Here is a 24,482-nt window from a genome sequence, read left to right on the forward strand (position 1 = left end):
CCGCGGCTGCGCGGTGTCCTACGGGAAGGACGTCACCTTGGACGGGACCGTGTCGGTGCCCGAGGTGGGTGCGCCGGTGCTGTTGACGACGTGCGCGTACTGGCCCTTGCCGCCGAGGGAGATCACCAGCAGGTCGTGCATCCTGATCCCCGAGCCGACGGGCACCTGGAAGCCGTGCGCCTGGACGATCGAGGGATCGGCCGTGTAGTTGCAGTAGCTGCCCAGGCCCCACGCCTCGTGGGTGGTGACGGAGTCGGCGACCTTGTAGGCCGCGTAGCCGGTGATGCCGTCGTGGGTGATGGCGGCGGCGTTCGGGGCGTCGTAGGCCTTCTCGTTCTGGAAGAAGATCGTCCGGCCGCGTTCTCCGTTCCAGTAGACGTCGTACTTGTTGAAGTGCTCCACGAACAGGCCGGTGGCCAGGACGTCGTCGCCGTTCACGCGCAGGCCGTAGTCGGCGCGGTTGGTGTCCCAGCCGACGCCGCTGCCGTGGTCGGCGCGCCAGATCCAGGTGTGGTCGATGACGACGTCGTCGCTGTTGACCACCACGGAGTTGGTGGCGAGCCCGGGTCCGGCGCCGCCGACGCGGATGAACACGTCCTGCATGGTGGTGGGGTTGGCGGAGTGGTCGGCGGTGGCGCCGGGGGTGCCGATGCGCAGCAGCGTGTCGGAGTTGACCGGGCCCGCGTCGATCAGGAACCCGGCGAGCCGCACGCCGTCGACGTCGGCGACGTGCATCGCGTCGATCCCGTTGTCGGGGACGAGGGTGGCGAGGCCGAGGCCGAGGACGACGGTGTTCGGCCGGGTGACGTCGAGGGTCTGGTCGAGGTGGTAGACGCCGGGGGTGAACAGGAGGTTGAGGCCCTGGGCGAGGGCCTGGTTGATGGTGGCGGCCGTCGCGCCGGGCTTGACGACGTAGAACTGGTCGAGCGGGACCGACGTGCCGGCGTTCGCGGGCCACGAGACGCCCCGGGCGTTCGTGCGCTTGGCCGGGACGAACACCTTGTAGGCGGAGCCGTCGAGGTAGAGGAACGGCTTCTCGCGGGAGACCGGGGTGGTGTCCAGGGTGGTGTACGGACCGCTGTCGAAGTTGGTGGCGGGGGCGCCCTGGACGCCGGAGAAGGTCATGTTCCACACGCCGTTGGTCCAGCCGCCGACCGAGCTGTCCCGGGTGTACCACTGCTGCTGGGAGTACGGGCCGACCGTACCGTCGATCTTCGAGTCCGCGATGTAGCCGCCGGAGGCCCAGCCGTAGCCGTTGGGGGCGAGGTTGAGGCCGCCCTGGACGTGGATGCGGCGGAAGGGCGCGGCCTGGGCGACGGCCCAGCGGTCGGTGCCGTTGACCGGCTTGAGGGCGAGGTTCTCCGCCGAACGCCAGAAGTTCTGGGTGGCGTTGCCGTTGAACCAGCCCGCGTCGACCGTGATGTCCCCGTTGATCCGGGTGTCGTCGGGGTTCAGGCCGAGGCCGGAGATCGAGGTGTAGAAGCCGAGTTGGGCGTTGATGTTGTCGTAGGTGCCGGGCTTGAGCAGGAACTGGTAGCGGCCGGTGCCGAACTGGGCCGACTCCTGCTTGGCGAAGACGTCGTCGAACTTCTGCTGGAGGCCCGGGGTCGAGGGGTCGACGACGATGACGTTCGGTCCCAGGTCGCCGCCGCCCTGGACGGGCGGGACGCCGGTGGTGCCGGTGTGCACGGCGACCTCCCACAGGGAGTAGCCGTAGCCGGTGCCGCGGGCGGTGCCGTAGATGCGGACGTACCGGCCGGAGCCGCTGACGTCGTAGGACGCCGTGCCGCCGGTCGCCCCGGTGACGGTCTTGAGGGTGTTCCAGCTCTGCCCGTCGGAGGATGCCTGGATCTGGAAGTCCTTGCCGTAGGCGGCCTCCCAGTTCAGGTCCACCCGGCACAGGTCCTGGACGGAGCCGAGGTCGACGCGGAGCCACTGCGGGTCGGCGGCCTGGCTGGACCAGCGGGTCCCGGTGTCGCCGTCGACGGCGGCGGAGGCGGGGGTGCCGGCGTTCTCGGTGGAGGAGGCGGTGGCGGCCTTGCCCTGGGCGGCGTTCGCGGTGCCGCAGCCGGCCTGGGCGCCGTCCGCCGTGCCGAACACCTGGAACTCCCACAGGGAGTAGCCCCAGGCGGTGGCCCGGTGCACGCCGAGCATCCGTACGTAGCGGCCCCGGCCGGACACGTCGAGCGTGTCGGTGCCGCCGTCGGAGCCGGTGACGGACTTCAGATCGGTCCAGGTGCTCCCGTCCCCGGATATCTGGACCTTGTAGTCCTTGCCGTAGGCGGCCTCCCAGTCCAGGACGACCCGGGTGACGGTGGCGGTGCTCCCGAGGTCGACCCGGACCCACTGGTCGTCGCTCGCGGCCGAGGACCAGCGGGTCCCGGTGTCGCCGTCGACGGCCTTGGCGGCGGCGGTGCCGCCGTTCTCCTCGGACGACGCGGTCGCGGACTTCCCCTGGGACAAGGGGGTTTCGGCGGCGGTGGCCGAGGGGTGCGTGGCGGGCAGGGCGAGCAGCGCGGCCGTGGCGGCCAGCACTGCGCCCAGGGATCTCAGTCTCATGCGGCGGCTCCAGACGTGTGGGGATCCAACGGGTATGACCCACGGCTTAGTTCATGCTTTGATTTAAGGGATGAACCAACCGGGCCACAAGCCTTCGGACATCAGATCCTTCAACTGCCGGCGCCGTCCCCCGGTTGCACGGCGGTCGGCTCGTCCGCCGCGCGCACGCGGTCGGGAGCGGGTCAGCGCGGCTCGGGCGGGGTGGCGGACAGCGGGGTGTCCCAGGCGAGTTGGCGGATGAGCCGCTCGTCCGGTCCGGTGGGCGGGGGCGTGCCGGGTGCGGGGCGGGACGGCGTGCGGGTGCCGCGGGTGAGGCCGCCGCTGACGGTGATGTTGTGTTCCGTCCGCGGGAGCCGGTGCCGCTCGTACCCGGCGCACGCGGCCCGCTGATCGGGCAGGTCGCGCAGGGCCTTGGCCAGGACCACGGCGTCCTCCAGGGCCATCGAGGCACCCTGGCCGGTCGCCGGGGAGGCCGCGTGGGCCGCGTCGCCCACGAGCAGGACCCGCCCGGTGTGCCAGGCGGTGCCGAGCGGCAGCTCCGTGGCGTTGGTGACCATGAGGGCGTCGGCGGAGGCCTCGACCAGTGCGGCGGCCGGGGTGTCGTCCTTCCGCAGCAGCGGCAGCAGTTGTGCGCGCAGCACGGCGGGCGGCGCGGCGAGGGCCCCGGCGGACAGCGGATCGCCGCCGGCACGGGCGAACCAGTACGTCTCCCCCGCCGGCGACACCGCGTACCCGAAGGCGGTCGCGCTGCCCCGCACCATGGTGATGGCGCCGTCCGGGCCGGGTCCGGACGCGGTTGCGGTGTAGCCGTAGTAGACCCGCTGGCCGGCGTACCCGGGCCGGACCTCGGGCAGGAGCAGTCCGCGCACGGTGGAGTTCAGGCCGTCGGCGCCGATGAGCAGGTCGCCGCCGGCCGTGGAGCCGTCGGCGAAGTGGGCGGTGACCTCGTGCGGGCCGTCCGTCACGGACACCAGCCGGGCGCCGTGGCGCAGCCGGATGCCGCGCCGGACCGCCTCGCCCTGGAGGGCCGCGTTCAGCTCGCCGCGGCGCAGACAGCGGTAGCGCAGGGCGGGGTCGTCCGCCTCGCCGAGCGGCGCGTGCGCGACCTCGGTGCCGTGGCTGTCCAGCAGCCGCAGCGAAGTCAGCGGAAAACCGACGGCCGTGACGGCGTGCGTGGCGTCCAGCTCGGCCAGGGCGCGCATGCCGTTGCTCGCCAGGGTGAGGAAGGCGCCGATGTCCTCGGCCGTGTCCGGGTGTGCCTCGAAGACGGTGACGTCGACACCGGCCTTGTGCAGGCCCAGGGCGGTCGCGGTCCCCGCGATGCCGCCGCCGATCACCAGTACCCTCATCGCATCCGCTCCGTCACCTGCCGCTGCGCGCGCCGACCGTGGGCGTGACCATCCAAGGGCAGCGGCGGGTCTGCCGGGACCCACGGGGCCGGGATTCGGACACGCCGGCCCGCCCGAGTGCCCGGCGGAGCGCACAGGTGAGGGCCGCCGCTCCGTGCCGGCCGTCGACGCAACGCGGTGCGCGGCGGACTGCCGGGCCGCGGCGCGACTGTACGGGGCCTGAGCCGACGTGGACGTGGTGTGCCGGGGGTGTGCGCGTACGCTGCCGCGCGGCGGGTGTCCACTGGACTCCGGCCCGTGCGCCTCGCGCTGCTGCCCGCCTCCGGCTGCCGCGCGAGCCGCTCCTGAGGCACGCGGCGGGTGCGCCGTGCACCGGCACGCCCCCTGTGCGAAGGGTGATCGCCGGTGAACTGGGTACTCCCCGGCCATGCGGGTGAGCGTGGTGGACGCGGGGTCGAACACGGTCCGATTGGTGATCGCAGACGTGGAGGGTGGTGTTCCGCTGCCGGTGCACACCGTCAAGTGGAAGCTCCGCCTGTCCGAACAGGTCGGCCCGGACGGCACCATCGCCGACGAGGCGGTGGAGCGACTGGTGAAGGCGGTGGCCGCGGCGGGCGCCACGGCCCGGCGGTGGCACGCGGCGGGCCCGCTGGCCTTCGCGACCGCGGTGGTGCGCAGCGCCCCCAACCGCCACGAGGTGCTGCAACGGGTGGCGTCCGGCACCGGTATCCGCATGTGCACCCTGCCCGGCGAGACGGAGGCGGAGCTGACCTTCCTGGCGGCGCGCCGCTGGCTGGGCTGGAAGGCGGGGCCCCTGGCCCTGCTCGACATCGGCGGCGGCTCGCTGGAGGTGGCCTTCGGCCGGGGCCGGCTGCCCGACTTCGCCGCGTCCCTGCCGCTCGGCGCGAACCGGCTGACCCGGGAGTACCTGGGTGTCCAGGATCCGCCCGGGCCGGGCGAGTTGAAGGAGCTGCGCCGCCGTATCCGCCATGAACTGCGGGACGTGGCCTCGCGGATCCGCTGGGAGCGTCCGCGCACCGCCGCCGTCACGTCCCGTACGTTCCAGCAACTGGCCCGGCTGTGCGGGGCCGCGCCGGGGCGGTTCGGCCCCTTCGTGGACCGGGAGCTGGCCTGCCGGGACCTGCGCGCGGCGGTGCACGCCCTCGCCGGGCTGCCCGCCGTCGAACGCGCCCAGCTGCCCGGGATCTCCGCGCCGCGCGCCGCCCAGAGCCTGGCCGGAGCGGTCGTGGGGCACACGGCGCTGAAGCTGATGGGCCTGCCCCGGGCCGTCGTCTGCCCCTGGGCGATCCGCGAGGGCGTGCTGCTGCGCTACGCCGAGGACGGCGCCGACTGGTGGGCGGACGCCACCGGCGAGACCGACACCGCTCCGGGTCCCGCGGCACCGCTCCGCATCGCGAGCCCGTCCCCGTGACGGATGGTCAGCGGGCGGCGGTGTGTTTCTCCTGACGGTGCGCGGCGCACAGCGGGACCACCCGCTGTCCTCGTTCGGGTGAGCGGTGCTTCAGGGCGGTCGGCCGGGTGGAACGCTCCCGCGTGAGGCCGGATCCGGATCAGCACCCGCCCGCTCACCCGGCCGAGCACCGGAAGGAACGCCGCATGCGCGCTCGCATCACGCGCCGCCGGACCGTGACGGCCCTCTGCGTCGGCCTGTTGGCAGCAGGCGGCGGGACGCTGTCGGCCCCGGCCGCCCTCGCCGCAACCGCGTCACCGCCCTACTACTACGACTGCGCGAGCACCTCCGAGGACCAGGGCTCCGGCACGCTCGTGGGCGAGGGGTGCGCCAAGGTCTCCGAGCCGACCGGAGGCGGGGGCGTCTACGTCGAGGACCGGGCCGGCCGGAACGACTGGCACTGCGACCGGATCGACGACGTCGGCACCAGCGCGGTCAGGGGCCACGGGTGCCGAGCGATCGAGAAGGGCTCTTGGTGAGGGGCCGTCGACGGCGTGCGAGTCGGCCGCACACTCTTGACGTGTCTGGTTCAGACCTTTAACTTCTCGGGTCACCGGAGAACAAGGATGCGTTCAGCGTTCACCATCTTGAACGAACCCTTGGTGCACACCGGGCCCGCACCCGGTCCGCATCCGGTCCGACGAAGGGACCCCCACATGACCCGATCCCGGATACCCACGGCGACGGCCACCGCCGTCCTCGCCCTCGCCCTCACCGCCCTCGCCACCGGCGGCGCGGACGCGGCCGACCCGCGTGTCGCACCCGGCGGCAACTTCGACCTGTCCGTGTGGCAGCTCCAGGAGCCCGTCGGCTCCCCCGGCAAGCCCACCACGATCCCGTCGTCCCGGCTCCAGGGCGCGAACGGCTACCAGGACGCGTACTTCTACACCGACACCCGCGACGGCGCCATGACCTTCTGGGCGCCCGAGAAGGGCGTCACCACGCCGAACTCCAAGTACGCCCGCTCCGAACTGCGCGAGATGAACCGCGACGGCTCCGCCGCCGACTGGGCGCTCAGCGGCAGCCACCGGATGAGCGCGACCCTGCGCGTGGTGTCCGTGACCAAGAACGTCTGCGTCGGCCAGATCCACCTCGGCTCGGGCGGTTCCTCCACCAAGCCGCTGGTGGAGCTGTACTACCGCGCCAACGGGGACATCGTCCTCGGCACCGAGGACTCGCCGGACGGCGGCCAGACCCAGCACCCCGTCGGGCACGTGTCCATCGGCAAGACCTGGAACTACACCATCGCCGTCTCCGGCGGGAACACCATCGACCTGACCGTGAACGGCACGACCACGCACTACGCCATCCCGTCCTCCTTCAAGCCGTACAAGCAGTACTTCAAGGCCGGCTCCTACAACCAGTCCTCTTCGGACAGCACCACCAACGGTGCCCGCGTGGCCTTCTACGGGCTGACCGTCTCGCACGGCTGACACCCGGCCCGACCTGCGCGACTGGTGCGAACGGCGGGAGGGTCGTAGCGTCGGGTGCACGCGGTCGGACACAGCACGACGGGTGGGAGCGACCATGCGCGGACCAGTGACGGGAACGGCGATCGTCCTCGCGGCGGGAGCCCTGCTGACAGCGGCCATGACCACGGCGACGGCCAGTCCGCCGGTCACCGCCACGACGCAGCCCCGCGCCGGCGCGTCGCCGTCCCACACCGGTCCGTCGCAGCCGGTCCTGGTCGACTGCCTGTGGAACCGCACCGTCCGCCCCGGCGACTTCATCCTGGCCTGCGGCGACGGAAACAGCCGCCTCGCCGGACTCCACTGGACCAAGTGGGGTCCGGAGGGGGCGACCGCCGTCGGCATGAACATGGTCAACGACTGCAAGCCGTACTGCGCGGCCGGCTCCTTCCACGCGTACCCGGTGACCGTCCGGCTCGACGGCCCCCAGCCCTGGAAGAAGCACCCTGACGTGCAGCGCTACAGCCGGATCAGCCTCACCTACCAGGAAGGCCGTCCGGAGGGCTTCAAGCAGGTCATGACGTATCCGCTCTGGGACTGACGGGACGCACGCGGACCACGCGGCCGGGCGGTACGTCGCCGGGCCGTGCCTCGTACGGCCGTGCCGGTGGTCCGCGCGGGCGATGCCGCGGCCCCGGTTACCGCCACCGGCGACCCGCTCCCCGTCATGTTGGTGTGACCCCGCACGCCGGCGCCGCCGCGCGCCGACCGAGAAGAGGTCACATGCCCCTACTCCCCCGTCTGGCCGGAGCCGCCGCGGCCACGCTCGCGCTCGGCCTCGTCGCCGCCGCGCCCGCCCCCGCCCATGAGCCCCTCGTCACCGACGCGCGCGTGCTCGCCCACTTCGACCTGGCCGCCGGGCAGACGCCCGAGAACATCGCGCTCGACCTCGACGGCTCCGCCGACGTGACCTTCGCCTTCGCCCGGCAGGTCGCCCATGTCACCGACGACGGCCGCGTCCGGACCCGCGCCACCCTGCCCGCCGTCGCGCACGCCGCCACGCCCCTGCTGCACAGCGCCGTGGTCACCGGCATCGCCCGCGCCCACGACGGCACGCTGTACGTCGACTACGCCACCGGCACCAGCGCGACCGGCGTCTGGCGCCTCTCCCCCGGCGACGCGCCGGAGCAGATCGCCGCGCTGCCGGCCGACGGGCTGCCCAACGGGCTGGCCCTCGACGAGCGGCGGGGCGTGCTCTACGTCGCCGACTCGGCGCGCGGCACCGTCTGGCGCGTCCCGCAGGCGGGCGGCACGGCCACGGCATGGGCGAAGGGCGCGGCCCTCGCTCCGCTCCCGGCGGCCCCGGCCCGCGGCTTCGGCGCCAACGGCGTCAAGGTCCGCCGGGACTCCGTGTGGGTGTCCAACACCGACCGGGGCACGCTGCTGCGCGTCCCCGTCCGCCCGGACGGGGCCGCCGGACCCGTCGAGACCCGGGCCGACGGACTCGCCGGCATCGACGACTTCGCGTTTCCCGGCCACGGCAGGAGCGTGCTCGCCGCGCTGAACACCGGCAACAGGGTCGTCCTGGTCCGCGCGGACGGCACCGTCACGACCGTGCTGACCGCGCGGGACGGCCTGTCCAACCCGACCTCCGTGGCGGTCCGCGGCCGAACCGTGTACGTCCCGAGCGCCGCGTCCACCACCCGCCACGACCCGCACCTCCTCCTCGCCCGTCTGCGCCACCTCATCGGCCGCGGGTGACGAAGGCGTGTACGGCGCCGGGCTCCCGCTCACCACGGACCGCTGCCGGTTCGGCTCACGGGGGCACAGGTCGGATCTCCGGCCCGCCGGCCAGCGGCTCGGGGCCCGGTTCCCTGGGGACGGCCCTGGCCCGGCTCCCCCGGGCCAGAGCCGATCGGGACCTCCGGGCCACAGCGCGCCGCCAGGCGATCGGCGGCGCCGGCCGGCTCACCATCCTCCGGACGGCCGGGCGGTCCCGCCCACCCGCCACGAGCGCCTCGACGCCCTCCGGGCCACCGACTGCGGTTCCCGCCGGCTCACCCGCCTCACGGCGTCCGGCACCGGCCCCACCACGCGTCGCCGCCCCGGCGGCGAACCCGGCGGCGTCAGGTCAGGTCAGTTCCGCCAGGAGGTCGCCGCCCTCCACCTGCTGGATGCGGTTGATGGCGAGGCGGGAGACGCGGCCCGCCTTGGGGGCCGTGATCGTGGCCTCCATCTTCATGGCCTCGATAGTGGCGATCGTCGCACCCGCCGCCACCTCGTCGCCCTCGGCGACGACCAGGGTCACCACCCCGGCGAAGGGTGCCGCGACATGGCCGGGGTCGGAGCGGTCGGCCTTCTCCGTGACCGGGATGTCGGAGGCCGCCGCACGGTCACGGACCTGGATGGGCCGCAGCTGGCCGTTGAGCGTGGACATCACGGTCCGCATACCGCGCTCGTCGGCCTCGCCGATCGCCTGGAGCTCGATCAGCAGCCGGACGCCGGGCTCCAGGTCGACGGCGTACTCCTTGGCCGGGCGCAGGCCGTAGAAGAACGCCTTGCTGTCGAGGACGCTGGTGTCGCCGAAGGACTGGCGGTGCGTCTCGAACTCGCGGGTGGGGCCGGGGAACAGCAGCCGGTTGAGGGTGGCCCGGCGGTCCTTCGCCAGCCCCTCGCGGTCCTCGGCGGACAGCTCGGGCACGGGCTTGGGCGCCGCCCGCCCCTGGAGCGCCTTGGTGCGGAACGGCTCCGGCCAGCCCCCGGGCGGGGTGCCCAGCTCGCCGCGCAGGAAGCCGATCACCGAGTCCGGGATGTCGAACTTGTCGGGGGTCGCCTCGAACGCGTCCGGGGAGACCCCGGCGCCCACCAGGTGCAGGGCCAGGTCGCCGACGACCTTGGAGGACGGGGTGACCTTCACCAGCCGGCCGAGGATGCGGTCGGCGGCGGCGTACATCGCCTCGATGTCCTCGAAGCGGTCGCCGAGACCGAGGGCGACCGCCTGGGTGCGCAGGTTGGACAGCTGGCCGCCGGGGATCTCGTGGTGGTAGACGCGCCCGGTCGGGGAGGCGAGGCCGGCCTCGAACGGGGCGTAGACCTTCCGGACGCCCTCCCAGTACGGCTCCAGGTCGCCGACGGCCTGGAGGTCCAGGCCGGTGGGCCGCTCGGAGTGGTCGGTGGCGGCGACGATCGCGGACAGCGACGGCTGGGAGGTCGTACCGGCCATGGAGGCCACCGCGCCGTCGACCGCGTCGGCGCCGGCCTGGATCGCGGCGAGGTACGTGCCGAGCTGGCCGCCGGCGGTGTCGTGCGTGTGCAGGTGCACGGGCAGGTCGAACTCGCGGCGCAGCGCCGAGACGAGCTTGGCGGCGGCCGGGGCGCGCAGCAGGCCGGCCATGTCCTTGATGGCGAGGACGTGGGCGCCGGCCTCGACGATCTGCTCGGCGAGGCGCAGGTAGTAGTCGAGGGTGTAGAGGCGCTCCGACGGGTCGTTCAGGTCCGCGGTGTAGCAGAGGGCGACCTCGGCGATCGCGGTGCCCGTCTCGCGTACGGCGTCGACGGCGGGCCGCATCTGGCCGACGTCGTTGAGGGCGTCGAAGATGCGGAAGATGTCGATGCCGGTGGCGGCGGCCTCCTGTACGAAGGCGTCGGTCACCTCGGTCGGGTACGGGGTGTAGCCGACGGTGTTGCGACCGCGCAGCAGCATCTGGAGGCAGATGTTGGGGACGGCCTCGCGCAGGGCGGCCAGCCGCTCCCAGGGGTCCTCGGCGAGGAAGCGCAGCGCGACGTCGTAGGTGGCGCCGCCCCAGCACTCCAGGGAGAGCAGTTGCGGGAGGGTGCGGGCGACGACCGGGGCGACGGCGAGGAGGTCCTTGGTGCGTACCCGGGTGGCGAGCAGGGACTGGTGGGCGTCGCGGAACGTGGTGTCGGTGACGCCGGTGGTCGGCGACTCGCGCAGGTGCCGGGCGAAGCCCTCGGGGCCGAGGTCCACGAGGAGCCGGCGGGAGCCGGCGGGCGGCTCGCCGGCGGGCAGCGGCGGCAGCTTGGTCAGGGGGTCGAGCAGGTCGGGCCGTCGGCCGTGCGGCTGGTTGACCGTCACGTCGGCGAGGTAGGTGAGCAGCTTGGTGCCGCGGTCGGCGGAGGAGCGGGCGGTGAGCAGGTGCGGGCGCTGCTCGATGAAGGAGGTGGTGACCCGGCCGGCCTGGAAGTCGGGGTCGTCCAGGACCGCCTGGAGGAAGGGGATGTTGGTGGCCACGCCCCGGATGCGGAACTCGGCGACCGCGCGCCGGGCCCGGCCGATGGCGGCCTGGAAGTCACGGCCCCGGCAGGTGAGCTTGACCAGCATCGAGTCGAAGTGCGCGCTGATCTCCGTACCGGCGTGGGTGGTGCCGCCGTCGAGGCGGATGCCGGAGCCGCCCGGGGAGCGGTAGGCGCTGATCCGGCCGGTGTCGGGGCGGAAGCCGTTGGCGGGGTCCTCGGTGGTGATGCGGCACTGGAGGGCGGCGCCGCGCAGGGTGACCGTGTCCTGGGAGAGGCCGAGGCCGGCGAGGGTCTCGCCGGACGCGATCCGCATCTGGGCCTGGACCAGGTCGACGTCGGTGACCTCTTCGGTGACGGTGTGCTCGACCTGGATGCGCGGGTTCATCTCGATGAACACGTGGTTGCCGTCGCGGTCGAGCAGGAACTCGACGGTGCCGGCGTTGCGGTAGCCGATCTCCCGGGCGAAGCGGACGGCGTCGGCGCAGATCCGGTCGCGCAGCTCCGGGTCCAGGTTGGGCGCGGGGGCCAGCTCGATGACCTTCTGGTGGCGGCGCTGGAGCGAGCAGTCCCGCTCGAAGAGGTGGATGACGTTGCCCTCGCCGTCGGCGAGGATCTGCACCTCGATGTGGCGGGGCTCCACGACGGCCTTCTCCAGGAAGACGGTCGGGTCGCCGAACGCGGAGGCGGCCTCGCGGGAGGCGGCCTCGATGGACTCGCGGAGCTGGGCCGGGTCCTCCACGCGGCGCATGCCGCGCCCGCCGCCGCCGGCGACCGCCTTGACGAAGACGGGGAAGCCGATCCGCTCGGCGGCGCGCACCAGTTCGTCCACGTCGGTGGAGGGCTGGGAGGAGCCGAGAACGGGCACGCCCGCGGCGCGGGCGGCGGCGACCGCGCGGGCCTTGTTGCCGGTCAGCTCCAGGGTGGCCGCGCTGGGGCCGACGAAGGTGATGCCGGCTTCCTCGCAGGCACGGGCCAGTTCGGGGTTCTCGGACAGGAAGCCGTACCCCGGATAGACGGCGTCGGCGCCCGCCCGGCGGGCGGCGCCCACGATCTCCTCGACGGAGAGGTAGGCCCGCACCGGGTGGCCCGGCTCCCCGATCTCGTACGCCTCGTCGGCCTTCAGCCGGTGCAGCGAGTTGCGGTCCTCGTGCGGGAACACGGCGACGGTGCGCGCACCGAGTTCGTAGCCCGCCCGGAACGCGCGGATCGCGATCTCTCCACGGTTGGCGACCAGCACCTTGCGGAACATCCTGGATTCCCTTCAGCTGCCTGCCGGCGACGAACACCCTGGTGTCAGCCACACCTGCCGTACTCGCGGCCACCTTAGGGGGTGCCCGTACGGGTCGATGTGCGAAAACCATCACACCGACGGGGTGGGCGGCGCCACACGGGCGCGCCGGGCCGGGCGGGTCGGAAGCGGCAGCGCGGTGCGGGATGTTCCGCCGGGTCGGACTAGCGTTCGAGGGAATGCGCCGAGACCTTGGCCTTGGTATGTCCGGGGCGGTCGGCCGTCGGGGTGGGGCCGGGGACGGGCGGGGGTGTGCGCGAGGGCCGTCGACGCGCGGGCCGCGGGGACCGTACGGCGGCACGCAGCCGCTCCCCCCGGCCGTGCAGCAGACCGAGGACGATCGCCGCGGCCACCGCGATCAGGTGCTCGCGGCCGGCCAGGTTGGGTACGGCGACGGACTCCCACACCATCGAGCCGCCGGTCAGCGTGAACACCACGGGCGCGCGCCGGACCGCCGAGAGGTAGGTGAACAGGCCGACCACGGCCGCGGAGGGCCCGGTGTCCAGGACCTGCCCGGCCTCGGGCGGCAGTCCGAACCCCCACCAGCCGGGCCCCAGCGCGATCATCAGGCGGGCGGTGAGGGTGCCGGCCAGGGTGGTGGCGTAGGCGATCACCAGGGTCCGGGCCCGGCCCAGGGCCAGTTCGGCGAGGGCGAAGGCGAGGAACAGCTGGGTGATGCCCGCCCATACCGGCAGGTCGAGGGCGGGGACGTACAGCGACACGGGGGTGCGCAGCAGGGACAGCCACAGGGGAAGCTCGGCCCGGACCCCGCCGAGCCGCTCCACCCACAGCGCTCCCGTGGGGTGCTGGGCGATGTCGTGGAAGAAGACGACGCCGAACGCGGCGACGAAGGCCAGCAGCAGCCCGGACAGTCCGCGCCGCGCGAGCCGTCGCACCGGGTCGACGACGATGGCGTGCCACTCGCTCCACAGTGTCCGCCCGGTGAACCGGGCGAGCCGCGCGAGCGGCGGGCGGACACGCGGGGTGCGCCCTTCAGCGGTCATGAGGCACGGCAGCCCGTCGCCGTCGGTTCCCCCGTCACGCGCATCGCCCCCTTCGCCTCGCTCCCGGCGGTCCGACCGTGCGAGGCGTTTCGTCCGTCATCCGTCTGCTTCGGGCGGGATCGTGCGGATGCACGGATCGCTCCGGTCCGACCCGCCCCTCCGTGCAGTCCAGCGAGCCGGGAGGCGGGCGTCAACATCCGTCGCGAGGGCACGCCGGTGTGGGAAGACGCACAGGCGCACGGCGCGGAAAACAGGGGCCGGGAGGCAACCGGCATCCCCGCGGAACCGTCCTCCGATACAGGCGTTTCTCGGGCCGCGGTCCGGAAGTAGTACGGAACCTTTCTATTTCGATCAAGAACTCTCGTATAGTGACCGCCAGTTCACCACCGGTGCTACGCCTCACCATCGTTGTCACGCCTCACCACCCGATGTTCCTGCCAGCCCAGCCCCAACCCGCCGTCTCCGCCGCAAGGATCAGACCGGACCGATGACCGCGCCCACGCATCCCGGCGACCGACCTTCCCTCCGTACGTTCGTCTCCGCCCTCGCCGTGACCGGCGTGCTGTCGGCGCTCGTGGTCTGCGCGGCCGTTGCGGTGGCGCCGGACTCCGTGCGCACCCCGCTCACCGCGGGCGCGGGCGCGGCGGCGGTCGTGCTCAGCGTGGCGGTGGCCACCGCCGCGCACGCCCTGCGGACCGCGCGCGGCACCCGGCGCAGGCTGGAGAGCGTCACGCAGGACGTCGGACGGCTGCTCCAGCAGCAGGCCCGTACGGCCGAGGAGGCCCGCCAGGAGCAGCAGCGGCTCATCGACGAACTCGCGCAGCAGCGCACCGAGTTCACGGGGTCGTTCGCGGCCGAACGCGCGCGTCTGGAGGAGGACGGCGCGCGGGAGCTGGACCGGGTCACGAAGGAGAACGCCCGTCTCTCGGGCGAGTTGGAGCGGGCCCGGCGGGAGCGGGCGGCCGCGGTCGCCGCGACCTCCAACGTCGCCGCCCGGATGCAGGCCCTCGCCACGGCGACCCTCGCCGACCTGCGGGCGATGGAGGACCGGCACACCGACGAGGACGTGCTGGCCGACCTGCTCCACCTCGACCACCGCACCGCCCAGGCCGGCCGGCTCGCGGACTCCATCGCCGTGCTCACCGGGGCGCGTTCGGGCCGCCGCTGGGCACGGCCGATCGGGATGGAGTCGATCCTGCGCGGCGCGATGGGGCGGATCGCCGGGTACCGGCGGGTGCGGGTGCACTCGGTCAGTGAGGCCGCCGTCGCCGGGCACGCCGCCGAGGGCGTGATGCACGCGCTCGCCGAACTCCTCGACAACGCCGCCAACTTCTCGCCGCCGACCGCCGAGGTCCACGTCTACGTGGAGGAGGTGCCGGCCGGGGCCATCGTGTCCGTGGAGGACAGCGGGCTGGTGATGGGCGAGGTGCAGCTGCGCCGCGCCGAGCGGGCGGTCTCCGGTGACGTGGCCGAGCTGGGCGGTCTGACCGGCACCCGGCTCGGGCTCGCCGTGGTCGGCCGCCTCGCCCGCAAGCACGGGCTCAAGGTGTCGTTCCGGCCGTCGGCGCGCGGCGGCACGGGCGTGCTGCTGCTCATCCCGCAGGAGATCCTGACCAGCCCCGCCTCCGCACCCGTCGAGCCGTCCTCCGCGGCCCCGCGACCGCGGAGCGGCCCGTCCGCGCCGGCCCCGGCCGCCGTGGACACCGCGGTCGTCCACGAGCCCGCCGCGCCGCCGGAGGAGGGCCCGGCCGGTCTGCCCAGGCGTCGCCGGGGCCGCACCCTCGCCCGAGCGGAACGCACCCGGACGACGCCGGACACGCCCGAGCACCGTACGGCCCCGGGTACCGCGGACCACCGCACCGCGCCGAGCACCGACACACCCCCCACCGCGCCGGCCCCCGCCGAGCACGACACCGCACCGGACGACGCACCGCACCGCACCGCGCCGAGCGACCCCGAGCACCGCACCGCGCCGGACACGGCCGAACACGACACCGCGCCGGACAACACGCGGCACCGCACGGCACCGGCCGCCGACGCTCCCCGCGCCGCCCCGGCCTCCGACGCGGGCAGGACCCGCGCCGCCCGCTTCAGCAGCTTCCGCCAGGCGGTACGCCCGTCCGCGCCGGGCACCCGCCGCACCGACCCCACCGCAGACCAGTCCCAGAACCACCCCACCGGCACCTCGCACACCACGGCGCCGGACGAGCGAGCCGCCACCCCGCCGCCGGACGGTGTGCCGGCCGGCGACTCCTCGTACGGCGCCGACGAACACGGCTCCCCCGCCCCCTCCCACCCGCACGCGTACCCGGAAGGCGACACCACTTCATGACCGGCCCGACCACCGCCGACGACAAGCTCACCTGGCTCCTGGAGGGCCTGCTGGAGAGGACCCCGGGTGCCCGGCACGCGCTCGTGCTGTCCCGGGACGGGCTGAAGCTGTGCCGTACGCCAGAGCTGAGCGTCGACCAGGCCGACCAGCTGGCCGCGATCGCCGCCGGCATCCAGTCGCTGTCGCACGGCGCGTCCGTGGAGTTCGGCGACGGCAGCGGAGGTGTGCGCTCGGCGATGACGGAGTTCTACGGCGGAGTGCTGTTCATCGTGGAGGCGGGTGCCGGTGCCCATCTGGCCGTGATCGCCACGGAGGACGCGGACGCCGGCGTCATCGGCCACAACATGAGCGAGTTGGTGGAGCAGCTCGGCGAGTACCTCACCGCTCCGCCCCGCACGTCATGAGCCGACCGGACAGGGACAGGCCGGACCTGGACCGTCCGGGCATGAACCGCCCGGGCCGGGACGACGCCCCCGACCGGCTGTACACCATCACCCAGGGACGCACCCGCACCAGCCCCGACAACCCCTTCGACCTGGTCACCCTCGTGGTCGCCGAGTCGGAGCCGGCGACCGGCATGCAGTCGGAGCACGTGGCGATCCTGGAGCTGACCCGGTTCCCCGCCTCGGTGGCGGAGATCGCCGCCGAACTGCGGCTGCCCGTGGGCATCACCAAGGTGCTGCTGTGCGATCTGCTCGCGGCGGGCCGGGTCAGCGCCCGGCATCCGCGCAGACCGGCCATTACCGATCCCGACATCCTGGAGCAGGTGCTCGTTGGACTCCGCAATCTCTGACGCGCGCACTCCCGCGCGCACCCCGCTGGGTGCCACCGCCGACCAAGGTTTCAAGATCGTGGTGGTGGGCGGCTTCGGCGTCGGCAAGACCACGCTGGTCCGCTCGGTCAGCGAGATCCGTCCCCTCAACACCGAGGAGACGATGACGCAGGCCGGCGCCACGGTGGACGACATCCGCCAGGTGCGCGGCAAGTCCGGCACCACCGTCGCCTTCGACTTCGGCCGGATCAGCCTGGACGCCCGCAATGTGCTGTACCTGTTCGGCGCGCCCGGCCAGGAGCGGTTCTGGTTCCTGTGGGACCAGCTGTTCTCCGGCACGCTCGGGGCGGTCGTCCTGGTGGACACCCGGCGCATCGACGACTCCTGGTACGCCATCGACCGGCTGGAGCACCACGGCACGCCGTTCATCGTGGCCTGCAACGACTTCGGCGGTCCGGTCCGCGCCGGCGCGGACGTCCGCGAGGCCCTGGACCTGGACCCGCAGGTGCCGCTGGTCGACTGCGACGCCCGCTCCCGGGAGTCGGGCAAGCAGGTGCTGATCACGCTGGTGCAGCACGTGAAGAACCGGTACGCCGACCCGTCCGCGCGGACGGTCCTGCCCCGACAGGAGTTCGTGTGACCACGCCCGACGCCGTCCCGCTGAGCGGGCCCCGGTTCCAGACCGACCCCGCCCGTCTGTACCGGGAGATGCGGCGCGACCACGGCGCCGTCGTGCCGGTACTGCTCGACGGGGGCATCCCGGCCTGGCTGGTGCTCGGCTACCGGGAACTGCACCAGGTGACCGGTGACCCGGTGCTGTTCAGCCGGGACTCGGACCTGTGGAACCAGTGGGAGAACATCCCCGCGGACTGGCCGCTGCTGCCCATGATCGGGCACAAGCAGCCGTCGATCCTCTACACGGTCGGCGAACGGCACCGGCAGCGCGCGGCGATGATCAGCAACGCGCTGGAGGAGGTGGACGCGTTCGAACTGCGCGCGCACGCCGAGCGGTTCGCGGACGAGCTGATCGACGCGCTGTGCGCGGCGGGTGAGGCCGATCTGGTGGCGCAGTACGCGATGCTGCTGCCGGTACGGGTTCTGGCCCGGCTGTACGGCTTCCCGGACGAGGACGGTCCGGGGCTGGTCACCGCCCTGAACGACATGATCGACGGGCGGGAGCGGGCGCTGGCCGGGCAGGCCCATCTGGCCGCGTCCATGGCGCAGTTGCTGGCCGACCGGAGGAAGGAGCCGGCGGCCGACGTGGTCTCCCGGATGCTGGCCGACGACAGCGGGTTCAGCGACGAGGAGATCGCGCAGGACCTGATGGTGATGATGGCGGCCGGGCACCAGCCGACCGCCGACTGGATCGGAAACTCGCTCCGGCTGATGCTGACGGACGACCGGTTCGCCGCCTCCCTGTTCGGCGGGCGCAACAGCGTCGCCGAGGCGATGAACGAGGTGCTGTGGGAGGACACGCCGACGCAGAACGTGGCGGGCCGCTGGGCCGCCCGCGACACGCACCTCGGCGGCCGGCGCGTCAAGGCCGGTGATCTGCTGCTGCTCGGTCTGCAAGGGGCCAACTCCGACCCGCAGGTGCGGACCGACGCCTCCGCGCTGACCGGCGGCAACAACGCGCACTTCTCCTTCGGCCACGGCGAGCACCGCTGCCCGTTCCCCGCGCAGGAGATCGCCGAGGTGATCGCGCGGACCGGTATCGAGGTGGTCCTGGACCGGCTCCCGGACATCGATCTGGCGGTGCCCGCAGAGTCCCTCAGGCGCCGGCCCTCGCCCTGGCTGAGGGGACTGTCCGGGCTGCCCGTCCGGTTCAGCCCCGTACCCGGCCGCTGACCCGCGTCGCCTCGGCCGACCCGTTGTCGCGCTGCCCGCCCGGGGCCGCCCCGGACCGGAGCCGTACCCGCCGTACCCGACCCCTGCCCTGGGAGGCACGTCACGATGACGACCGGTACCGAAGCACCCCGCATCGCCCTCGATCCCTTCGTCACCGATCTGGACGCCGAGAGCGCGGCGCTGCGCGCGGCCGGCCCGCTCGCCGCCGTCGAACTGCCGGGCGGTGTACCGGTGTGGGCCGTCACCCGCCACGCGGAGGCCAAGGCGCTGCTCACCGACCCGCGGCTGGTGAAGGACATCGACGTCTGGGGCGCCTGGCGGCGCGGTGAGATACCCGCGGACTGGCCGCTGATCGGCCTGGCCAACCCGGGCCGCTCCATGCTCACGGTGGACGGCGCCGACCACCGCCGGCTGCGCACCCTGGTCGCGCAGGCGCTCACCCCGCGCCGGGTGGAGCGGATGCGGGAGCGGATCGAGAAGCTCACCCAGGACCTGCTGGACGCGCTGCCGGCGGACGGCGGGACCGTCGATCTGAAGGCGGCCTTCGCCTACCCGCTGCCGATGTACGTCATCGCCGACCTGATGGGCATCGACGAGGGCCTGCTGCCCCGGCTGAAGGTGCTGTTCGAGAAGTTCTTCTCCACGCAGACCGCGCCGGAGGAGGTCGTCGCCACCCTCACGGAGCTGGCGCAGATCATGGCGCAGACGGTGTCGGCCAAGCGGGCCGCGCCGGGCGACGACCTGACCAGCGCGCTGGTCCTCGCCTCTCAGGACGGCGACCGCCTCACGGACGAGGAGATCGTCTCCACCCTCCAGCTCATGGTGGCGGCGGGCCACGAGACCACGATCTCGCTGATCGTCAACGCCGTCGTCAACCTGTCCACCCACCCCGGACAGCGCGCCCTGGTGCTGTCGGGCCGGGCCGACTGGTCCGCGGTCGTCGAGGAGACGCTGCGCTACTCCACCCCCACCTCGCACGTCCTGATCCGCTTCGCGACCGAGGACGTACCGGTCGGCGACAAGGTGATCCCGGCCGGGGACGCGCTGATCGTGTCGTACGGCGCGATCGGCCGGGACGAGGGTGCCCACGGCCCGACCGCCGGAGAGTTCGACATCACCCGCGACACGAAGAACCGGCACATCTCCTTCGGCCACGGCCCGCACGTGTGCCCCGGCGCCGCCCTGTCCCGCCTGGAGGCGAGCGTCGCCCTGCCCGCGCTGTACGCCCGTTTCCCCGGCCTGGACCTGGCGGTCCCCGCGAGCGAACTGCGCAACAAGCCGGTGGTCACCCAGAACGACCTGTTCGAACTGCCGGTACGGCTGAATCCGTAACGCCGCGGAACACCGTCCCGCCCCGGCACCGCTTGACTTCGAGAGCACTCCAGCTCGTAGCGTCGCAGAACACCGGTGCGCACGGCCCGGACCCGGCTCCCCCACGGGATGCCGGGTGCCGGATTCCGTCGCTAGATGGAAGAAGGCCCTCGCGCCCGGAGAACGACCGACGAGTGCACGGAAGGCTGTGACCCCACATGCAGAAGCGCAGGCTACGGGACCTCCAGGTATCGGCCATCGGGCTCGGGTGCATGGGGATGTCCGCCTTCTACGGCTCCGCCGACCAGGAGGAGGGCATCGCGACCATCCGGCGCGCCCTCGAACTCGGCATCGACTTCCTCGACACCGCGCAGGTCTACGGGCCGCTCACCAACGAGTCACTCGTCGGTGAGGCGATCAGGGGCCACCGCGACGAGTACGTCATCGCCACGAAGTTCAACTACCGGATGGACGACGCCGTCCCCGGCGACATGAGCACGGTCGGCCGGCAGGACGGCTCGGCCGAGCATGTGCGCAGTTCGGTGCACGGCTCGCTCCAGCGGCTGGGCACCGACCACATCGACCTGTACTACCAGCACCGGGTCGACCCGAACGTGCCCATCGAGGAGACGGTCGGCGCGCTGGGCGAGCTGGTCGCCGAGGGCAAGGTGCGGTACATCGGGCTGAGCGAGGCGAGCGCCGAGACCATCCGGCGCGCGCACGCCGTGCACCCGGTCACCGCGGTGCAGAGCGAGTACTCGCTGTGGTCGCGGGACGTGGAGGCCGAGGTGCTGCCCACCTGCCGGGAGCTGGGCATCGGCTTCGTGCCGTACTCGCCGCTCGGCCGGGGTTTCCTCGCGGGCCGCTTCACCTCGCGCGACGAGCTGGACGAGAACGACTTCCGGCGCACGAACCCGCGGTTCACGGACGCCAATCTGGAGGCGAACCTGCGGCTGGCGGAGAAGGTGAAGGAGATCGCCGCCGAGAAGGACGTGACCCCGGCCCAGCTGGCCATCGCGTGGGTGCTGGCCCAGGGCGAGGACCTGGTGCCGATCCCGGGCACCAAGCGCCGCACCTACCTGGAGCAGAACGCCGCCGCGGTGGACATCGAGCTGACCAAGGACGACCTGGCCCGCATCGACGCGGAGCTGCCCGCGGTGGCGGGTGAGCGGTATGACGAGGCCGGGATGAGGGCCGTCAACCGCTAGAAGCGCCGGGGGGACTCCGCCCGGTGACCGCGGGTTCTTCGCGGTTGCCGCGGTGGTGCCTCCCGGTACTCGTGAGGGTCGCCAGGGCCCGTTCGCTGTGACGCCGTGCGGTGCGCACACCTCCTCGGGACGGACCGGCTGGAACCGGGCCTGTGAGGAACCCCACGCGCGCCCCAACCACCGTACGCCCGAGGCTGTTTGGCGGATGTGGCCGGGTGCCGGTGGACGCGGTGGCGTCGACCGTGCCGTCCCGTCTGCCACCATGGTCGGCGCCCTGACCTGGCAGCCCCGGCCGTGCAGCGCTGCCGACCCGACGGGCTCGCCGGTCCTCCACTTTCCCGGTTGTCGAGTACCCCGTCGTGTCTTCTGACCCTGTCCAGCCCCCGTCAGCACCCCTCACCGCCCCGGCCCCGCGTTCGCCGTGGCGTTCCCTGCGGCACCGGGGCATGCGCTGGTGGTCGGCCGCGAACTTCGTCTCCAACGCCGGCACGTGGATGCAGCTCACCGTGCAGAACCTGCTCGTCCTGCACATCACGGGCTCGGCGGCGGCGACCGGACTGTCCATGTCCGTCCAGGCCGCGCCCGCGCTGTTCGTGAGCCTGCTCGGCGGCGCGGCCGTGGACCGCTGGCCCCGCAAGCTGACGGTCACCGTCAGCCAGGCCCTGCTCGGCGCGGTCGCCTTCACCACGGCGCTGCTCGTGGCGCTGGACCGGATCGACATGACCGCGCTGCTGGTGCTGGCCGGCGTGACCGGCGTCATCGCCACCGTCGACGGACCGGCCTGTGCCCTGCTCGGCAACGATCTGGTGCCGGTGGAGGACGTGCCGTCCGCGATCGGCGTGGGCGCGCTGGTGCACAGCGCGGGCCGGCTGGCCGGCACGGCCCTGGCCGGGGTCACCGTCGGCTTCCTCGGCACGTCCGCCGCGTACGCCGCGAACGGGCTGTCGTTCCTGTTCGTGGCCGCGGTGGTGCCGTTCCTGCGGCCGGTGCCCGGGGCCGCCGGGGAGCCGGCGGCCGGGGCGCGGGCGGTTCCGGCGCGCGCGGGCATGACCGTGCGGGAGGGCCTGTCCTTCTTCGCGCGCAGGCCCCGCCTGGTCGCGCTCGCGGGCATCACCGGGCTCAGCTCCGTCTTCGGCCGCAACTACGGCCTGACGCTCGCCGTCCTCGTCACCGGACCGCTGGCCGGCGGCGCCGGGGCGTTCGGCACGGTGTCCACGGTGCTCGCCGTCGGCGGCATCCTCGGAGCCGTCCTCGGCGCCCGGCTGCGCAGGCCGTCCGTGCGGACCGTGGGTCTGCTGGCGGCGGGGGGCGCGCTGCTCCAGGTGGTGGCGGGCCTGTCGCCGTCGCTGGCCGTGCTGCTGGTCCTGGTGCTGCCGATGGCGATCGTGGAGTCCGTCTCCGACACCGCCGGCACGGCCGTGCTCCAGACCGATCCGCCGCCGCATCTGCGGGGCCGGGTGCTCGGCGTGTGGAGCAGCGTCGGCACGGTGTGGAGCCTCGGCGGTCCGCCGCTGCTGGGCCTGCTCATGGAGTGGGCCGGCGCCCGCGGCGCGCTGGTGGCCGGCGGCCTGCTGATCGCCGGGTCGATCGGCGCGGGCCTGCTGCTGCGCCGCCACCGCGAACCGGCACCGCTGACACTGCCCGCGAAGGACGGCGACGTGACGGGCCGCGAGGCACTGAGCACGGCGGCGTGACACCCGGGCGAGGGTATCTGCGCGGCTGACCCATGCCGCTGGTCACCGACGAAGAACGGCGTCGCGCGGGCTCAGCAGCGCCGGGAGTGAACCGCGTCGCCCGCGGCGGACAGTGACGCCACCAGCCGCGAGGCCCCGGCGCTCGGCGGCGGTGCGGACACACCTGGGGCGGAGCCACCCGCGCCGACAAAGACTCGGCTGCGTCCGGCGCCGGCCGGTCCATCCCGCCGCTGACCACCCACCCGGCACCGCCCGGCGCCCCGCCCCGTCACCCGTGCCGGCCTGGCAGGTGGTAGACGTGGAACGCCTGGCCGATGACCGGCTGGGCGACGTTGCGTACGCGGACGCCCCCGCTGGTCATGCCGTGCTCGGTGCCGGCGTGGGCGTGGCCGTGCACCGCGAGGTCGGCGCCGCCGGTGTCGATGGCCTCCGCGAGCAGGTAGCTGCCGAGGAAGGGGTAGATCTCCAGCGGCTCCCCGGCCAGGGTGTCCGGCACCGGTGAGAAGTGGGTCAGCGCGATCCGCACGTCGCAGTCCCACTCCTCCAGGTTCTTCAGGGCGCTGTGCAGGCCGTCGGCGCTCCGACGGGTGTAACGGACGAACTCCTTCATCAGCGGTTCGCCGAACTCCCCCGCGCAGCGGCCGACGAAGCCGCCGCCGAAGCCCTTGGTCCCGGCGACCCCGATCCGGGCGCCGTCGGCGGTGACGACGGCCGCCTGCCCTTCGAGGACGTGCGCGCCCGCGTCCCGGAGGATCGCGGTGACCTCCTCGGGCCGCTCGTCGTGGTGGTCGTGGTTGCCCAGTACGGCGACGACGGGGACCCCGAGGTCCTTGATCTCGCGGGCGACGATCGCGGCCTCCTCCGGTGTGCCGTGACGGGTGAGGTCGCCTGCGAGCAGCAGGACGTCGGCGCACGCGGGCAGTGTCTCGAAGGAGGGCCGCAGGGTGCCCTGGCTCTCGGGGCCCATGTGGATGTCGCCCACGGCCGCGACGCGGATCATGTCAGGTCCTCTCCGTGGTCGGGCGAGGAGGTCCCGGCGATGCGCAGGTCGCTGTGGACCGGGTGCCCCGCCAGTTCCTCGCGGGCCATGCGCAGGATGTCGTCCCGGCACTGGGTGGACGGCACGGTGCCGGTGAGCAGGACGGCGTCGCCGCGCAGTTCGAGCCGTACGCCGAGTTCCCCGAGGTCTCCCGAGGCCAGGTGCTCGGCGAGGTGGGCGACGCGGTAGTCGAGACTCCCTGCCGCCGACGGGGGCGGCGGGCTCGTGTCGGTCATGGCTGCCCCTCCTGGGCATCGATCACGTTCAGCCGTTCGAGGAGGAAGAGGAAGGCGGCCGGCATGGGCTGGCCGCCGCAGGTCGTGCGGACCTCGTCCCAGTCGACCTTCTCGCGGACGGCGCGGGCCACCGGCAGGACCGACCCGAAGTCGCAGTAGTGCTCGGAGAAGGCGCTGATCAGGCTGCGGATCAGGTCGGTCGGCGACAGGACCGGCATGAGCACCGAGTCGACCGGCAGGACATGGGCCCGGTCGAGCATGTCCCGGGTGACGGGCTGGTGGGCCAGCGCGAAGATGATGTCGATGTTCTGCCCGTGGCAGGTGGTCTTCAGCAGCCAGTCCTCCGGTGGGGTCCGCACGGGCAGGCCGGCCTCGCTCAGCGTGACGGCCACCGCCTCGGCGTCGTCGGGCAGGATGGCGAAGTCCGCGTCGTGCTGGAGGTAGCGGCTGCCGCCGTGGGCGTAGACGGCCACACTCCCGGCGAGCGCGAAGGGGTGGCCCGCGCGTTTGAGGAGCGAGCCGATCTCCTTGGCGGCCTCCAGGATCGCCTGGCTGCGGTCGTGCGGCAGTTGCGCCGGTTCCGGCGCGGACGAGAACTCCAGGCCGGCCCCGTCCGCGGCGAGGCGGAGTTCGGTGACCTCCGGTCGCCGGAGGGGCGCGGTGTCCTCCCCGTTGTGCGTCATGACCTCTCCATTCGGCACCCTG

20 protein-coding genes are annotated in these 24,482 nt (G+C 73.5%); 13 read left to right on the forward strand and 7 right to left on the reverse strand.

Translation table 11 applies throughout. The annotated features are described in order from the left end of the window. Positions 1 to 18: 18 nt before the first annotated feature. Both IE294_RS19250 and IE294_RS19255 read right to left on the reverse strand, forming a co-directional pair. Positions 19 to 2,559: a discoidin domain-containing protein gene (locus IE294_RS19250; protein ID WP_189887677.1), complete on the reverse strand. Its 2,541-nt coding sequence runs from the start codon at positions 2,557 to 2,559 to the stop codon at positions 19 to 21. A gap of 182 nt (positions 2,560 to 2,741) precedes the next feature. Continuing rightward, complete coding sequence (locus tag IE294_RS19255; RefSeq protein ID WP_189887679.1) at positions 2,742 to 3,908, reverse strand: FAD-dependent oxidoreductase; 1,167 nt, start codon at positions 3,906 to 3,908, stop codon at positions 2,742 to 2,744. 427 nt (positions 3,909 to 4,335) lie between these two features. Here IE294_RS19255 and IE294_RS19260 point away from each other — a divergent pair, with 427 nt between their 5' ends. The 5 genes from IE294_RS19260 to IE294_RS19280 all read left to right on the forward strand — a co-directional run bounded on the left by IE294_RS19260 (position 4,336) and on the right by IE294_RS19280 (position 8,549). Beyond that, a complete protein-coding gene (locus IE294_RS19260) occupies positions 4,336 to 5,340 on the forward strand; it encodes a Ppx/GppA family phosphatase (protein WP_189887681.1) in 1,005 nt (334 codons plus the stop codon). A 185-nt stretch (positions 5,341 to 5,525) separates the two neighbouring features. Beyond that, positions 5,526 to 5,858, forward strand: coding sequence for a hypothetical protein (locus IE294_RS19265; RefSeq protein WP_189887683.1), 333 nt, complete (start codon positions 5,526 to 5,528; stop codon positions 5,856 to 5,858). 177 nt (positions 5,859 to 6,035) lie between these two features. Continuing rightward, positions 6,036 to 6,812: a polysaccharide lyase family 7 protein gene (locus IE294_RS19270; protein ID WP_189887685.1), complete on the forward strand. Its 777-nt coding sequence runs from the start codon at positions 6,036 to 6,038 to the stop codon at positions 6,810 to 6,812. Positions 6,813 to 6,906: 94 nt separating this feature from the next. Next, positions 6,907 to 7,389 (forward strand): hypothetical protein, encoded by a 483-nt coding sequence (locus tag IE294_RS19275; RefSeq protein ID WP_189887687.1) that lies wholly within the window; start codon positions 6,907 to 6,909, stop codon positions 7,387 to 7,389. Positions 7,390 to 7,571: 182 nt separating this feature from the next. Further along, positions 7,572 to 8,549 (forward strand): SMP-30/gluconolactonase/LRE family protein, encoded by a 978-nt coding sequence (locus tag IE294_RS19280; RefSeq protein WP_189887689.1) that lies wholly within the window; start codon positions 7,572 to 7,574, stop codon positions 8,547 to 8,549. A gap of 370 nt (positions 8,550 to 8,919) precedes the next feature. Here IE294_RS19280 and IE294_RS19285 read toward each other — a convergent pair whose 3' ends face one another. Both IE294_RS19285 and IE294_RS19290 read right to left on the reverse strand, forming a co-directional pair. Then, on the reverse strand, positions 8,920 to 12,294 hold the full coding sequence (locus tag IE294_RS19285; protein WP_189887691.1) for a pyruvate carboxylase: 3,375 nt from the start codon (positions 12,292 to 12,294) through the stop codon (positions 8,920 to 8,922). Positions 12,295 to 12,497: 203 nt separating this feature from the next. After that, complete coding sequence (locus IE294_RS19290; protein WP_189887693.1) at positions 12,498 to 13,337, reverse strand: hypothetical protein; 840 nt, start codon at positions 13,335 to 13,337, stop codon at positions 12,498 to 12,500. Positions 13,338 to 13,824: 487 nt separating this feature from the next. On the opposite strand from IE294_RS19290, the gene IE294_RS19295 reads away from it, so the two are divergent. The 8 genes from IE294_RS19295 to IE294_RS19330 all read left to right on the forward strand — a co-directional run bounded on the left by IE294_RS19295 (position 13,825) and on the right by IE294_RS19330 (position 22,502). Continuing rightward, positions 13,825 to 15,669, forward strand: coding sequence for an ATP-binding protein (locus IE294_RS19295; protein ID WP_189887695.1), 1,845 nt, complete (start codon positions 13,825 to 13,827; stop codon positions 15,667 to 15,669). Next, positions 15,666 to 16,073: a roadblock/LC7 domain-containing protein gene (locus IE294_RS19300; protein WP_189887697.1), complete on the forward strand. Its 408-nt coding sequence runs from the start codon at positions 15,666 to 15,668 to the stop codon at positions 16,071 to 16,073. The genes IE294_RS19295 and IE294_RS19300 overlap by 4 nt, the downstream gene beginning before the upstream one ends. Positions 16,074 to 16,114: 41 nt before the next feature. Beyond that, on the forward strand, positions 16,115 to 16,462 hold the full coding sequence (locus tag IE294_RS19305; RefSeq protein ID WP_189817936.1) for a DUF742 domain-containing protein: 348 nt from the start codon (positions 16,115 to 16,117) through the stop codon (positions 16,460 to 16,462). Beyond that, entirely contained in the window at positions 16,443 to 17,081 is a 639-nt protein-coding gene (locus tag IE294_RS19310; protein ID WP_229917223.1) for a GTP-binding protein, read from the forward strand. The genes IE294_RS19305 and IE294_RS19310 overlap by 20 nt, the downstream gene beginning before the upstream one ends. Then, positions 17,078 to 18,289 (forward strand): cytochrome P450, encoded by a 1,212-nt coding sequence (locus tag IE294_RS19315; RefSeq protein WP_189887699.1) that lies wholly within the window; start codon positions 17,078 to 17,080, stop codon positions 18,287 to 18,289. The genes IE294_RS19310 and IE294_RS19315 overlap by 4 nt, the downstream gene beginning before the upstream one ends. A gap of 105 nt (positions 18,290 to 18,394) precedes the next feature. Next, the gene (locus tag IE294_RS19320) at positions 18,395 to 19,621 is read left to right on the forward strand and encodes a cytochrome P450 family protein (protein WP_189887701.1); all 1,227 of its coding nucleotides are present in this window, start codon (positions 18,395 to 18,397) and stop codon (positions 19,619 to 19,621) included. 197 nt (positions 19,622 to 19,818) lie between these two features. Then, positions 19,819 to 20,808 (forward strand): aldo/keto reductase, encoded by a 990-nt coding sequence (locus IE294_RS19325; protein ID WP_189887703.1) that lies wholly within the window; start codon positions 19,819 to 19,821, stop codon positions 20,806 to 20,808. Between the two features lie 446 nt (positions 20,809 to 21,254). Then, entirely contained in the window at positions 21,255 to 22,502 is a 1,248-nt protein-coding gene (locus IE294_RS19330) for an MFS transporter (RefSeq protein WP_229917232.1), read from the forward strand. A 268-nt stretch (positions 22,503 to 22,770) separates the two neighbouring features. Here the strand turns inward: IE294_RS19330 and IE294_RS19335 are convergent, their stop codons facing one another. Genes IE294_RS19335 through IE294_RS19345 form a run of 3 tightly spaced genes read right to left on the reverse strand, consistent with a single transcriptional unit; the run spans position 22,771 to position 24,460 of the window. Continuing rightward, on the reverse strand, positions 22,771 to 23,502 hold the full coding sequence (locus IE294_RS19335) for a metallophosphoesterase family protein (RefSeq protein WP_189887707.1): 732 nt from the start codon (positions 23,500 to 23,502) through the stop codon (positions 22,771 to 22,773). Beyond that, positions 23,499 to 23,777, reverse strand: coding sequence for a BON domain-containing protein (locus IE294_RS19340; RefSeq protein WP_189887709.1), 279 nt, complete (start codon positions 23,775 to 23,777; stop codon positions 23,499 to 23,501). The genes IE294_RS19335 and IE294_RS19340 overlap by 4 nt, the downstream gene beginning before the upstream one ends. Then, a complete protein-coding gene (locus tag IE294_RS19345) occupies positions 23,774 to 24,460 on the reverse strand; it encodes a hypothetical protein (RefSeq protein WP_189887711.1) in 687 nt (228 codons plus the stop codon). The genes IE294_RS19340 and IE294_RS19345 overlap by 4 nt, the downstream gene beginning before the upstream one ends. Between the last annotated feature and the right edge of the window lie 22 nt (positions 24,461 to 24,482).

Source organism: Streptomyces canarius (assembly GCF_014650735.1).
GTDB classification, from domain to species: Bacteria; Actinomycetota; Actinomycetes; order Streptomycetales; family Streptomycetaceae; genus Streptomyces; species Streptomyces olivaceoviridis.